Source organism: Streptomyces sp. NPDC003023, assembly GCF_042888225.1.
Lineage (GTDB): Bacteria > Actinomycetota > Actinomycetes > Streptomycetales > Streptomycetaceae > Streptomyces.
Map to the genome: position 1 here is coordinate 1,185,217 of NZ_JBIAPL010000001.1, position 12,537 is coordinate 1,197,753.

The 12,537-nt window shown below is 67.9% G+C and carries 12 protein-coding genes; 7 read left to right on the forward strand and 5 right to left on the reverse strand.

Features of this window, described 5'->3' with window-relative positions; all coding sequences use genetic code 11:
* The first annotated feature begins 29 nt into the window (after positions 1 to 29).
* The 3 genes from ACFYV1_RS04945 to ACFYV1_RS04955 all read left to right on the forward strand — a co-directional run bounded on the left by ACFYV1_RS04945 (position 30) and on the right by ACFYV1_RS04955 (position 2,892).
* Positions 30 to 539 carry a DinB family protein gene (locus tag ACFYV1_RS04945; protein ID WP_389393930.1) on the forward strand — a complete coding sequence of 170 codons (510 nt, stop codon included), beginning with the start codon at positions 30 to 32 and terminating at the stop codon, positions 537 to 539.
* Between the two features lie 177 nt (positions 540 to 716).
* The gene (locus ACFYV1_RS04950; RefSeq protein ID WP_389393931.1) at positions 717 to 2,225 is read left to right on the forward strand and encodes a DUF4246 domain-containing protein; all 1,509 of its coding nucleotides are present in this window, start codon (positions 717 to 719) and stop codon (positions 2,223 to 2,225) included.
* 238 nt (positions 2,226 to 2,463) lie between these two features.
* The gene (locus tag ACFYV1_RS04955; protein ID WP_389393932.1) at positions 2,464 to 2,892 is read left to right on the forward strand and encodes a DUF6210 family protein; all 429 of its coding nucleotides are present in this window, start codon (positions 2,464 to 2,466) and stop codon (positions 2,890 to 2,892) included.
* Positions 2,893 to 2,959: 67 nt separating this feature from the next.
* Here the strand turns inward: ACFYV1_RS04955 and ACFYV1_RS04960 are convergent, their stop codons facing one another.
* Entirely contained in the window at positions 2,960 to 3,421 is a 462-nt protein-coding gene (locus ACFYV1_RS04960; protein ID WP_389393933.1) for a nuclear transport factor 2 family protein, read from the reverse strand.
* Between the two features lie 88 nt (positions 3,422 to 3,509).
* Here ACFYV1_RS04960 and ACFYV1_RS04965 point away from each other — a divergent pair, with 88 nt between their 5' ends.
* The 3 genes from ACFYV1_RS04965 to ACFYV1_RS04975 all read left to right on the forward strand — a co-directional run bounded on the left by ACFYV1_RS04965 (position 3,510) and on the right by ACFYV1_RS04975 (position 8,369).
* Positions 3,510 to 4,076 (forward strand): TetR/AcrR family transcriptional regulator, encoded by a 567-nt coding sequence (locus ACFYV1_RS04965; protein ID WP_389393934.1) that lies wholly within the window; start codon positions 3,510 to 3,512, stop codon positions 4,074 to 4,076.
* Between the two features lie 400 nt (positions 4,077 to 4,476).
* The gene (locus ACFYV1_RS04970) at positions 4,477 to 7,404 is read left to right on the forward strand and encodes an SIR2 family protein (protein ID WP_389393935.1); all 2,928 of its coding nucleotides are present in this window, start codon (positions 4,477 to 4,479) and stop codon (positions 7,402 to 7,404) included.
* A complete protein-coding gene (locus tag ACFYV1_RS04975; RefSeq protein ID WP_389393936.1) occupies positions 7,401 to 8,369 on the forward strand; it encodes a D-isomer specific 2-hydroxyacid dehydrogenase family protein in 969 nt (322 codons plus the stop codon). The genes ACFYV1_RS04970 and ACFYV1_RS04975 overlap by 4 nt, the downstream gene beginning before the upstream one ends.
* Before the next feature lie 78 nt (positions 8,370 to 8,447).
* On the opposite strand, the gene ACFYV1_RS04980 is transcribed toward ACFYV1_RS04975, so the two are convergent.
* The 4 genes from ACFYV1_RS04980 to ACFYV1_RS04995 form a co-directional block, all read right to left on the reverse strand.
* Positions 8,448 to 8,783 (reverse strand): PCC domain-containing protein, encoded by a 336-nt coding sequence (locus ACFYV1_RS04980; protein ID WP_389393937.1) that lies wholly within the window; start codon positions 8,781 to 8,783, stop codon positions 8,448 to 8,450.
* A 16-nt stretch (positions 8,784 to 8,799) separates the two neighbouring features.
* Entirely contained in the window at positions 8,800 to 9,555 is a 756-nt protein-coding gene (locus ACFYV1_RS04985; RefSeq protein WP_389393938.1) for a hypothetical protein, read from the reverse strand.
* Positions 9,556 to 9,602: 47 nt separating this feature from the next.
* Positions 9,603 to 10,688, reverse strand: coding sequence for a hypothetical protein (locus tag ACFYV1_RS04990; RefSeq protein WP_389393939.1), 1,086 nt, complete (start codon positions 10,686 to 10,688; stop codon positions 9,603 to 9,605).
* Positions 10,689 to 11,048: 360 nt separating this feature from the next.
* A complete protein-coding gene (locus ACFYV1_RS04995) occupies positions 11,049 to 11,720 on the reverse strand; it encodes a molybdopterin-dependent oxidoreductase (protein ID WP_389393940.1) in 672 nt (223 codons plus the stop codon).
* A gap of 156 nt (positions 11,721 to 11,876) precedes the next feature.
* On the opposite strand from ACFYV1_RS04995, the gene ACFYV1_RS05000 reads away from it, so the two are divergent.
* Positions 11,877 to 12,449 (forward strand): TetR/AcrR family transcriptional regulator, encoded by a 573-nt coding sequence (locus ACFYV1_RS05000; protein ID WP_389393941.1) that lies wholly within the window; start codon positions 11,877 to 11,879, stop codon positions 12,447 to 12,449.
* Positions 12,450 to 12,537 lie beyond the last annotated feature (88 nt).

Below are 12,537 nucleotides of genomic sequence, written 5' to 3' on the forward strand. Positions count from 1 at the left end.
GAGCGCCGTGAGGAACAGGAGTACTGCCAATGGCCGTGGACGACCGCATAGGACCGCCCGGTTTCGGGAGCGAGCGCGACATGCTGCGGGCCTTCCTCGACTACCACCGCGCCACGCTCGCCATGAAGTGCGCGGGGCTCACCGACGAGGAGTTGAGACAGCGGTCGATGCCGCCGTCCACGCTCTCGCTCCTCGGTCTGGTGCGGCACATGGCAGAGGTGGAACGTGCCTGGTTCCGCCGGGTGTTCGAGGACAACGACGCACCCATGGTGTGGTCCGACAAGATCGACTTCCAGGCCGCGTACGACGCGAGTGCGTCGACCCGGCAGGAGGCGTTCGCGGCCTGGGAGGCCGAGGTGGAGAACTCGCGCCGTATCGAGCGCGAGGCCGAGTCCCTGGACCAGCCGGGATATCAGCCACGATGGAGCCAGGAGGTGTCGCTGCGGATGGTGATGATGCACGTCCTTCTGGAATACGGCCGGCACAACGGGCACGCGGATCTTCTGCGAGAGGGAGTCGACGGGACCGTGGGCGCCTGAGTCCGCGGCCCAGGCCCCGGCCCCCGCCCCGGCTTCGGATCAGCGAGACCCGGACATCACGGGACTGCGTAACCCCCGGCTCTCGCACCAGCGACGATGCCGGGGACCACGGCGGCGGTGTCAGTCTGCTGAAGTATCCTTCCGGCCACCGCACGCCGACTGTGAGGATCAAGAGACTTGACCGGCCTGTCCGCTTTCCCGCTGCCCTTTCACGCGTCCCGTTCCATATCGTTCGCCACACCCCGAACACTGCGGGAACTGCAGATGATGGAGTGCAGCGCCCACATTCGGTCGAAGCCGGGGTGGTTCGACAAGATGCACGATGCCGGCATCGCCGACAGGTGGAGGCAGGAAGCGGTCGCCCAGGGCCTCACCGAGGCTCAGGTCGACTACGTGCTCGCCGAACTCCGGCACTACGCCGCGCTGCGGGACGGAAGGACCGGCGTCGAGGTGTCCGCCGTCGACGGGGTGTGGCAGTCGGACACACTCGTCGACGACGAGCTGGGAGCGCGGCTGCGCGAGGCTGTCCGGGCTCTGGAAGAGGTCCCCGAAGCAGAGCGGGACTGGCATCCCGGATCCGACGGCCAGGTACTGGATCTGGTCCATCCCTCACTGTTCTGTCTGGTGAGAGAGGTGAGCGGCGCGCCAGAGCGGGCTTGGCAGAACCCCACGAGCCACTACTCGAAGTACGAGTTCTCGGAGAAGTTCCAGTGGCTGCCAACGGACGTCGACGTCAGCGACGACGGTGACATCGCCTTCCGCTCGTACGTCAACAACGTCCACCCCGACACCCATCGCGAACTTTCCTCTGTCCTGCCGGACTTGCTCGCGCGCTTCCGCCCGCTGCTGGAGAACGTGCTCACCGATCTGCGCCACCCCCGGCCCCTGCGGATCGAGGCCGATCCCTACGGTTGGTACGACTCGGAGCCGGAGTACCCGCACAAGTCCTCCTACAGCGACGATCAGGCCTACGAGGAAGCCCGCGCAGCATGGGAAAAGGCTCATGAGGAATGGTGGGAGAACCGCCGCCCGGTCGTCCCCGACGCCCCGGACTTCACCCCGCCCGAGTTGCCCGGCGAATCCGACCGGGTCGACCTGCGCGGCCGCCGTCTCCAGGTCATCGTCAAGCTCGCCACCATTCATCTCACCCCGGACAAGCCCGAGTACGCAGGTGGCTCCTGGCATGTCGAGGGGATGCTGAACGAGCGGATCGTCTCGACCGGCATCTACTACTGGGACAGCGAGAACATCACAGAAAGCACGCTGAGTTTCCGGTCGGCACTCGACGACCCGGACTACGAACAGAGTGACGACGACGGTGTGCGTGAGGTCTACGGACTGGAGAACGAAGACGCGCTGAACCAGGTGCTGGGATCGGCGTCGACTCCGGCGGGCCGCTGTCTGGCGTTCCCGAACATCCTGCAGCACCGAGTCGGCTCGTTCCGCCTCGCTGACCCCACCCGCCCGGGACACCGCAAGATTCTTGCGTTCTTCCTGGTCGACCCGTCGGAAACGATCGTCTCGACATCCGATGTGCCACCGCAGCAGCCATGGTCCGAGACCTCGACCATGACGCTCGCGCAGGCCAGGGAGTACCGCGAACAACTCATGCAGGAACGGAAGTTCTTCGTGGCCGAACACAACGAGCAGCTCTACGAACGGGAATTCTCCCTCTGCGAGCACTGAACTTCGGCATTGCGGCGCGACGTGTGCCGGGCGTGACCCGTCCGAAGCGGGCGTTGCAGAGAAGCGTCACTTCAGCGTGCTCGGACTCGCCGTGTCACGTCAGGGCCTCGGCGGTCCGGGCGGTGGTGTCGTGAGTCTCTGCGATGGCGCGGTGCCGGTCGGCGTTGGCCCTCGCCCCCTTGAGCCAGGCGTTGCCCGGATCCACGACGGCTGCGACAGAAGGGTGTTGACTGCCGCCATGGAGACTCGACGGTTCGTGTTCCTCGACCCCGACGGCGCCACCGGCGGCGGCTGGTTGCATGTGGTGGTCGAGGCGGACACCGGTGTCGTCTATCAGCAGCAGTACGGCGGGACCGCCTGTCAGCAGGGGCGGGTGGAGGGATTTCTGGTGCCGCTGTTCGGCCCCGACGCGCTGGACGCGTTGCGAGAGCTGTTCGAGAGGGACCTCCGGGGCGCCGGCACCCGGGCCTGCGGAATGCCGGACAGCATGCTGGACAGGCTCCGCGAGATCATCGGGACCATTCGCTACTGGTCGTGCGACGGGACCACCGAGGAGCCGCATGACCTTCGGTTGGACGAGAGCCGGGCACTGGAGGTCGACGAAGCCTGGGTCCCGGTGCTCACGCCGGACGGCACCGGTGTGCTGGTGTGGTTCAACTCGGACTGACTGAGTCCCGAGATCCGGGGCGAACCTGGCCTTCGGGGCCGGCAGCGGCCGGCAGGGGTCGGCTGGGTCACCGGAGCGGGAGGTCGACTCCGTGCTCGCTCGGAGGCCGGGGGCCGTGGATGCGCCGGTCCGCTTCGAGGATGCCGACATCGTTGATGCTCGCCTCGCGGCGCCGCATGAGGCCGTGCTCGTCGAACTCCCACAGTTCGTTGCCGTGGCTGCGCCACCACTGGCCTGCCGCGTCGTGCCACTCGTACTGGAAGCGGACGGCGATCCGGTCCTCCTGGAACGCCCAGAGGCTCTTGCGCAGCGCGTAGTCGAGCTCGCGCTCCCACTTCCGGGTGAGGAAGTCGATGATCTCGCCACGGCCGTTGACGAACACGTCCCGGTTCCGCCAGGTCGAGTCCCGCGTGTAGGCCAGGGCCACCCGGTGCGGATCGTGGGTGTTCCACGCGTCCTCGGCGGCCTGGACCTTCTGCAGGGCGGTCTGCTGGGTGAACGGAGGAAAGGGCGGGCGGCCTTCGGGCACTGCTACCTCCTCGACACGTCGAGAACGTACGTTCTCGATCAATGGCTCTAAGGTAGGGAACGACCGTTCTCGACGTCAAGGAGCCCTGATGCCCGCCCCGTTCACCGATGCGCAGAACCTCCTGGACCGCGAGGGACTGCTCGACGTGGCAGAGCGACTGTTCTACGAGCGCGGCATCCAGGCGGTGGGGATGGACGAGATCCGCACGGCGTCCGGCCTGCCGCTGAAGCGGATCTACCGGTTCTTCGCGGCGAAGGAGGACCTGGTGGTGGCGATGCTCAGACGTCGCGACCAGCGGTGGAGGGCGGAGTTGGCCGCTTGGGTGGAGCAGGTCCCGGATCCGCGAGAGCGCGTACTAGCGATCTTCGACTGGCTGGCGAAGTGGTTCGCCGAACCCGGTTTCCGCGGATGCCTCTGGATCAACGCCTTCGGTGAACTCGGCGCTTCGTCCGAGGCGGTGCTGGCCGAGGTACGAGCCCACAAGCAGGCATTCCACGACCAGATCGCGGAATGGGTCCACGCCGCGGAAGGGGCGGCGGTCGAACCGGTCTTCCTGCTGGCCGAAGGTGCCATCGTCACGGCCGCTGTCAACGGCGACCCTGCGCCGGCCCGTCACGCGCGAGCGGCTGCCGCCCTGCTGCTAGGGAGGCCTTGACCGGTGGCAGCGGCTCGAGGCGATCAGTACGACGGCCAAGCACCGCAGGACGACGAGGAGCCGACGGGCCCGAACCGTCCTGCTCGCGGCACGCTGCCCCTCCAGCACGGCGGTCCGACGCAGCCGTGACGTCCCGCCCCGGCGTGAGAACCCGGCCCGTGTATCCGGGGTGCCGACTGCCCGGTGCCGCGCCCCCGCTCGCAGAAGCGGCAGAAGCGGCAGAGGTGCCGGGGGCAGCAGTTGCGCTCGCCGAGAGATGGCCATCCGTGCCCTGCCGCCGACGTGTCCGCCGACGCGCCGCACGCGCATCCGCCGCCACCTCGGCCCGACTCCCGTGAGCATGCCGCTCGTTCCCCCGAGCGGGTCCCTCGCATGCGGCCGCGCTGTCAGAATCTTCCGTATGAGTGCCTATGAGATCCCGCTCGAGCTGGCCGAGCAGTTCGGGCGCGGGAACGGAGTCGTCTTTGTCGGCGCGGGGTTATCGAAGGGGGCCGGGCTGCCGGACTGGCAGGGGCTCATCGACGGTCTGGTGGAGGAACTTCCCGACTGCCCGCCCGGTGCCGACCACAGGGACATCGCGGCGTACTACGAGCTGGAGTATGGCCGCAACCGCCTGGTGCAGCGCATCAGGGACAGGCTCGACACCCTCCACCTCCAGCCGACACGGGTGCATCAGGCGCTGGCCGCCCTCCCCGTCCAACTGCTGGTGACGACGAACTTCGACGATCTGCTGGAACAGGCGTACAGGTCGGAGCGCAAGCCTTACACCACGGTCACCCGTGCGGTGGACGCGGGCTTCTGGTCCAGCGACCGCACCCAGATCGTGAAGATCCATGGTGATCTGGCCATCCCCGAGTCGATCGTCATCACCTCCGGAGACTACGAGGGCATCACGACCGACCGCCCCACTCTCATCAGGCTCCTGGGAGCCACTCTGCAGACCCGTACCGTCCTGTTCCTCGGATACAGCCTGTCGGACCCGGATCTGCGGATCCTCCTCCGGCAGCTGCGGCAGGAGTCGGGTGACTACGCGAGGAACCTCTACTCGGTGCAGTTCGACGCGCCTGCGCTGGCCGTCAAGGATCTCGAGCGCAGGGGCGTGCGGGTGGTCAACCTGACGCTCGCCGGCCGCTCGCCCGGCGAGACGCTGCTGACCTGGCTGACCGAGCTGCGCGCGCGGGCGATGCGGCACGGCCACATGGCCCCGGAGCCCGCCCTCGAACGGAAGAGCGCGCCCAGCTCGGGGCATCAGCTGGCCGACGAGGTCACCGGGCTCCTGCGTGCCATGGGGTATTCCCTCACCCGGATGCGGCAGAGCCCCGGAGTCGTCGACTTCCAGGCGAGCAAGCACAGCGAGGGCAGCGAGATCCTGCGCTGGTTCCGGTGTGTGGAAGGCAGTGTGGGAACGGGACATGTCGAGGGGGCCCAGGCGCTGCGGTCGGAGGAGCCGGACGGCGAGGTCTGGATCGTCGCCTACCGCAGCGGGGTGGTCACCGCACAGGCCAGGGCCCGCGCGGAAGCCGACCGGAGCACGCGCATCCTGTCGATCGCCCAGTTCTACCGCACGATGCTGAACATCGACGCCTATCTGACCCGGCTTCTGGAGGAGTACGACGCGGAGAGGATCGACAGCCGATGGGTGGATCTCTCGTGTGAAGTGCCCCAGTACGACCGTCTCCGTTCGGTGCCGCTGAGCACCGACACCTTCGACAACGTCGAGGAGTTCCTCGACGTGTGGATAGACACTCCCGGCCGCAACCACATGTCGATCCTCGGTGACTTCGGTACGGGGAAGACCTGGCTCTGCCGCCATTACGCGGCCCTTCTCGCACGCCGGTACCTGGAGGACTGCGAGCACAACCGGGTGCCCATCCTGATCTCCTTGCGCGACAGGTCCCACGGGGATGCCGTCAACATCAAGGAACTGATCACCGACACACTGGTCAACGAATACGGACTTCATCTGCCCGGCGGGTACAAGACGTTCCAGTTCCTGAACCGTCATGACAGCCTGGTCCTGATCCTCGACGGGTTCGACGAGATGCAGGCCCGCCTGGACGATCTCGCCACTGTGCGGAACTTCGACGAACTGGCCAAGGTGGTCGAGCCCCACGCCAACTGCAAAGCCATTCTGACGTGCCGATCCAGCTACTTCCGCACCGACCTGGAGGAACGGGAGGTTCTCGCGGGGGAGGGGCTGCAGCGCATCAACCTGAGCGAGCGGCCGAACTTCGAGATCCTGCACCTGCTGCCGTTCGACGACGCGCAGGTCAGGGAATCGCTGAGCAAACTGGTCGGAGACCAGGCGGACCGCTACTACGAGGACATGCACCGCATCTACGACCTGGCGAACCTGGCGCAGCGGCCCATCCTGCTCGCCATGATCGCCGCCACGCTGCCGCGCCTGGTGAACCACTCCCATGTGAACCCCTCCACCTTGTACGAGACGTACACCGACGAGTGGATGCGCAAGAACCTGGTGGAGCAGCGGTCCATCATGGAGTCCCGCGAGGTCCGGAACTTCATGCAGCAGTTGGCGTGGGAGATGTTCCTCCGCGAGACTGCCTCCGTGCACTACTCGGAACTTCCGAGGACACTGCTGGACTTCCTGTCCGCGGGCAGGTCGTCCCTCGTCTACAACTACGAACACGACGTCAGGACGCAGTCTTTCCTCCAGCGTGACAGCGCCGGGTTCTACAGCTTCGCGCACAAGTCGTTCATGGAGTTCTTCATCGCGCAGCGGATATTCGCCTCCATCTGTGCCGTCGACAGCCGGGAGCTGGCGGAAGCACAGACGTCCCATGAGACGGATCAGTTCATCAAGGACCTGCTGCTGCGCGAGCCGGTGCACATCGAGACGATGACTTCCTGGATGAACGGCGGCGAGGAGCCCGTGCTGCGGGTCAATGCGGCAGGCATCCTGGCGAAGATCGGTGACCCCAGGCTGACCGCGGACGTCATCTCGCTGCTCGACCGGGACAAGGCTGTCCGGCACCTCTATCTCACCGCGGTGATCTTCCGGGTACTGGAGGTGCGCTGGGAAGCGGCGGCCAGGCTGGCTTCCGAGCCGAACGGGCGGCGGCTGCCCCACCTTCTGACCCTGACGTCCGACCAGTTGAAGACGGTGGCGACGCGGTTCTGCGGCGAGGCTCTCAACCAGCGCGACGCGGTCGCCCGTTGGCTTTCACTGCGACTTCTCGAACAGGTCACCGATGTCGCGAGGGAGGAGATCCGGTCCACGCTGCGGCAGGCCGCCGAGCAGGAGGAGGTCACAGAGATCAGGTCGTTGATCAGAGACATGACGGCGGCCATGGAACAGGAGACATGATGCGACCGCTGATCACCATCGCCCCGGAGGACCGGCCCGACGGTGCGCCGGACCGTGCCAACGAACCGTCCGTGGAGGAGTTGCGCCGGCGTGTGGCGCAAGCCGTGCGCGCGGCGGGAGGACGCCTGGTCGCGGCCGAGGAGGCGAATGGCCTGGTGTGGCTCAGTGCCCAGGGCGCAGAAGCCCTGGCCGGCTTCCTCGACGCTCACAAGGGCATCGAGTGGGTGCAGCTTCCCTGGGCGGGAGTCGAAGGCGTCGCGGACGCGGGCATCCTGGACCGACCGGTCACCTTCACCTGCGCCAAGGGCGCCTTCGCCGAACAGGTGGCCGAGCATGCGCTGACCCTGACGCTGGCGTCGCTGCGGAACCTGGTGGTCCAGGCCAGAACACCGCGATGGCACTCGAAGGATCCGAGGACGCTGCACGGGGCACGGGTGACGATCCTCGGCGGCGGCGGGACCGCCCGCGCGCTGCTGCGGTTGCTCCGCCCGTTCGGGTGCCGCACCACGGTGTTGAGGCGCCGTCCGGAGCCGGTGGAGGGCGCGCACAGCACCCTGCACATCGGGCGGCTGGCCGACGTCCTGCCGGACACCGACGTACTGATTCTCGCGCTGGCCCTCACCCCGGAGACACGCCACGTCCTCGGCACCCCGCAGCTCTCCGCCCTGCCGCCGCACGCGGTCGTCGTCAACGTCGCCAGAGGTGGGCACATCGACACGGAAGCACTCGTGCAGGCCCTGAGGGCGGACCTGATCGGAGCCGTCGCGCTGGATGTGACCGACCCCGAACCACTGCCGGAGGGACATCCGTTGTGGGACGACGGACGGGTTCTCATCACCTCGCACTGCGCGGACTCGGCCGACTATGCGACAGAAATGCTCTGCGGCAGGGTCGAATCCAATGTGAGACGGCTGATCGAGGGCGGTGAACTGGAGGGACTCGTGGAGCCGGAGGCCGGCTACTGACGGACGGCTGACTGTCACGGCCGGCTGACTGTCACGGACGGCCGGCCGGCGTGGAAATGCGTGGACTGCCGTGGACTGTTACGCGTCCGGAATGACGTAGATCCGGACGAACCAGGTGCGGGCGGTGGCCGCGTGGAGGTGTCCTGCGACCGCCGTCCCGTCGGCCGTCCCGAAGACCGCGTGAATATGGGGTACCCCGTCACGAACCTCGCCGCTTCCGAACATCTCGAGCGGGTCGGTGTAGGTGCGCAGGGTGTCGCGTGAGGCGTCCTCCCGCGGCATGGTGCTCACCGTGCACTCGTCCACTGCTCCGATGACGGAGACGATGGCGCCGCGGGTCACGCCGTGCTGCTCCAGCTCCTTGGTGAGCCGGTTCATCACTTCGACGTTCTGTGGGATCTCGATCGTCAGCATTGCGGTGGAGTCACCCTTACGGTTGTGGATCGGGAGTCGCCGCGTCCCAGATACGGACGAACTGGTCGGTCCAGTAAGGGAACCAGTGACCGGAGGTGGACCTGTGCAGCTCGACATGCGGGCGCGAGTCGATGGATTCGTTGTGGAAGCCGTGGAACTCGACGATGATTCTCCCCGACGGGCCCAGGGGATCTATCGCGACGAGGCTGAAACCGGGGTTGAAATCCAGCCTCCGGTACTCGAACGTTCCCGCGGTCGTCCAGGCGCGCATGAGCCGGAGCTGGGAGATCGCTCTGCCGAGTGCCTGGGGCAGCCGCTCGAGAGGAAAGTCCACCGCATCGTCCAGGTGCCGGGAGGCCACCTCGGTGCCGGCCTGATCGTCCGGATTCAGCACGACGACCCGCAACTGTCCGTCCGGCCTGCTCAGTACCGTGGTCCGCAACAACTGGCAGGTGGCCGGTGACAGAAGGCCCACACCCGACGGTGCGAAGATCCAGACCGCTCTGGCACCACGCAACCTGACGGACAGCGGCGTCGATTCGAGGGCACGACGGTCCTTCATCAGGTCGTCGAGCGAAGATTCGCGGGTCACGGGCAGGGTGACACGGAAGACCAGCAGACCGATGCCTGCCAGCGCGGCGCTCCACTGGATCTGCTCGGGGACGACATCGGCGACGGCCGAGACGACCGCGATGCCGCAGGCGACCAGGGCGACCACATAGGCGTCCAGGTTCCGCCGCTCGGCCACATCCCGTCCGATTCTGTGCAGCACCCTGCGCAACGAGCCTCCAAACAAGCGGTTCGGCCTGAGGGGCCACCTCAGGGGGTCCGGTGCTGTGCGGCCAGCTGGTCGAAGTTCTGCCGGATGGCTCCGTCAAGGCTCCAAGTGTGCCAGAAGTGGACTCTGGCCTGCGGGAGTTGTGCCAGCAGCGCCGATCTGGCGTATGCCGCGTTGCACCAGTCGAAACGTCGTCCGCCAGGATCCGCGTGGTGGGCGTCGTGGCATCCGTTGTCGGTGAAGCCGATGACCAGGACGCGTGCCACGAGCAGGTGCCAGAACAGCAGTCGCAGCCACCACCGTGCCCACTGGATCAGCCGAACGGGCCCCTTCCCCGTCTTCGCCGGGCAGTTGTCCGCGAAGAACCGCGCACCGGTCTTCTCCGCGAATCCCGACCAGCCGGGCCCGGACGACTGCCGGTACCAGGCGTGGAGACCGAGCGCGTAGAGAACGGTGCTGATGTGGTGCCCGAGAGTGAGAGGCAGCAGCCACGCCACGAGCCAGGCGAGAACCGGCCCCTCCCAGGCGGTGCTCCAGGACCAGGCGACCGCGGCGAGCAGAAGGGAGCCGTGGACCGCGAGGAAGACGAACGGACGCAGGCGATGGGGCCGGGCGGACAGGCAGCCTCGCAACCGTCCCCCGACCGTGTGCAGCAGCGGCGCCGGATGAAGCAGCGCGCGGCGCAGCAGTCGCGGGTAGGCGGCCCGTGGCAGCCCCGGCAGGAAACCCAGTGCCGCGAGGGCCTGTTGGTCCGGGTCGAGTTCGGACGTCAGAGCGGAATGGTGCACGAGGTGGTCGCGGCGGTAGTCGGAGAAGGACTGCGTCATCCCGACGACACCGGCGGCGTCGCCGACCAGCCGGCTGTGACGGCCGAAGTCACCATGGCTCGCGTGGTGCAGCACGAAGTTGTGCATCGCACGGAACGACCCGCTCGAGACGACCACCGACAGTGCGACGGCCGGAACCGCCCAGAGTCGCGGTGCCGCCGAGAACGGGGTGGTCAGCATCAGCACGGCGGCCGCCCCCAGCCCCACGGAGACCGCCAGGACGGTGAAGCTGCCGAGTGCGCACAGGCGTGGGCCTTTGCGTACCAGCGGCCTCTGGCCTTGGTGCGGGGCACCGGTCACCAGCGTGATGAAGGCCTGGAGCGGACGCCACCCCGGCAGCCGTAGACGAGCGGCGCATCGGCGGCACCGGTCGGCATCGCTGGTGCATAAGACGCAGTCGTCGTTTGCGCGGTCTCCGGACATCGTCCCCCCGAAAAATGCGGAGTGCGGCAATGACCAGTCTGCACACGGCGGTGTGGGCCGTCCAGATGGCGCCGCGGGGCCCGCGGCCACGGCTTCCTCAGCCGCATCACAAGCCGTCACGCTTCGTGGGGAGTTGACCGCCGGATGTTCCGGGGTGGGTGTCGGGAAGGCCGGGAAGAGCGCGATCGGCCCCGGCCGGCCGGAGCCTGCCGACCGGTTCGGGCGGATCGGCCGGTGTCACTGCGGCGATGTGCGACTGCCGCGGGCGCTCAGTCTGCGGATGGGCCCGATCAGCGTCCGGTAGACCGGCCGCACCACACGGCCGGGAAGATAGCGGTGACGTTCCTCCTGCCAGACCCTTGCCCTGCCGTGCGCCGAGAGGGGCGACCACCGGTCGGGAACGGGGGGCTCGGACGAGTGGAACTCGATACGGCAGAGGTGCTTGATGTTGACATAGCCGTACTGGCCGGGGCTGACCAGCCGCACCGGAGCGCCGTGGTCGCCGTCGAGCGGCCGCCCGTCCAGACGGTCGGCGATGAGTACGTCGTCGCCCAGGACGTCCTCGAGCACCACGATCGCCCGGTAGCCGTCGAGACCTTCGAAGACGGCATGGCTGATCGGCGCGTTCGAGCCGGTCAGCGGTTCGATCCGGGTGCGGTAGAGGGTGCTGAACGCGACTCCCTCCCACAGCAGGCCGGTTGCCGACCAGCCGGCGACACAGTGGAAGTCGGCTTCGACCTTGCGCCGTGGCAGATTCGCGAGGTCGGTCACGGGCAGGGCGACGGCCTCGGTGAGCGCCCCGCTCATCTCGATCGCCGGGGCGGCGGGTACGGGCGGCGGCGGATGATGGAGGTGGGTCCCGAAGCGGGGGAAACCGTCGACGGCACGTTGGCCGGGTGGAAGCGTCATGTCGATGCTCCGTGAGCTGTGGAGGACCCGGCGGGTCTGCCCTCGTGGGCCTTACGGGCATGGCACCGGGAACGCGTTGTACGGTAGCGTATACATCCAGACTAGTCCCGTTGTACGGTCCCGCACAACGGGAGGGAAGGTGAGGTGAGACACGCGATGGGCGCGTTGCGTACCCCGCGCGAGAAGTGGGTCGAAGAAGGGCTGCGGGCGCTGGCCGCCGGCGGCGTTGACGCCGTGCGCGTCGAGGCCCTGGCCAAGGCCCTCGGCGTGACCAAAGGCGGGTTCTACGGCTACTTCGCCGACCGCGGCGCACTGCTGAACGAGATGCTGGACGCCTGGGAGCGCGAGTGCGTCGACGACGTCTTCGACCGGATCGAGCAGGAGGGCGGCGACGTGCTGGACAAGGTCCGGCTGGCCGGACAGCTCACCTTCTCCGGCGACCGCCTGCTGCCCATCGACCTCGCCGTACGCGACTGGGCCCGCCGCGACCAGGCCGTCGCGGAACGCCTGCGCCGAGTGGACAACCGGCGGATGCAACTGCTGCGGGACGCGATCAGCACCTTCTGTTCCGATCCCGACGAGGTCGAGGCCCGCAGCCTGCTCGCCTTCTGCCTGGCCATCGGCAGCCACTTCCTCGCCGCCGACCACCCCGGCCGCACCCGCGACCAGGTCAAGGCCCGTTCCGGCGACTTCCTCCTCAACCGCTCGTCCGGGAAGCCCTCCGCATGACCGCACCCTCCTGATCGCCGGAGGCCCGGCGCCCCGCCGCCCGGGCCACCGAGCCCGCCGACGAAGAGGCCGGCCCGGCGGATGCCGC

Bases quoted from the DNA above. Each gene is read 5' to 3' on its own strand.
- ACFYV1_RS04965 (WP_389393934.1), top strand. From the start codon at position 3,510: ATGCCCGCCCCGTTCACCGATGCGCAGAACCTCCTGGACCGCGAGGGA.
- ACFYV1_RS04975 (WP_389393936.1), top strand. From the start codon at position 7,401: ATGATGCGACCGCTGATCACCATCGCCCCGGAGGACCGGCCCGACGGT.
- ACFYV1_RS04970 (WP_389393935.1), top strand. From the start codon at position 4,477: ATGAGTGCCTATGAGATCCCGCTCGAGCTGGCCGAGCAGTTCGGGCGC.
- ACFYV1_RS04980 (WP_389393937.1), bottom strand. From the start codon at position 8,783: ATGCTGACGATCGAGATCCCACAGAACGTCGAAGTGATGAACCGGCTC.
- ACFYV1_RS05000 (WP_389393941.1), top strand. From the start codon at position 11,877: ATGGGCGCGTTGCGTACCCCGCGCGAGAAGTGGGTCGAAGAAGGGCTG.
- ACFYV1_RS04945 (WP_389393930.1), top strand. From the start codon at position 30: ATGGCCGTGGACGACCGCATAGGACCGCCCGGTTTCGGGAGCGAGCGC.
- ACFYV1_RS04995 (WP_389393940.1), bottom strand. From the start codon at position 11,720: ATGACGCTTCCACCCGGCCAACGTGCCGTCGACGGTTTCCCCCGCTTC.
- ACFYV1_RS04955 (WP_389393932.1), top strand. From the start codon at position 2,464: ATGGAGACTCGACGGTTCGTGTTCCTCGACCCCGACGGCGCCACCGGC.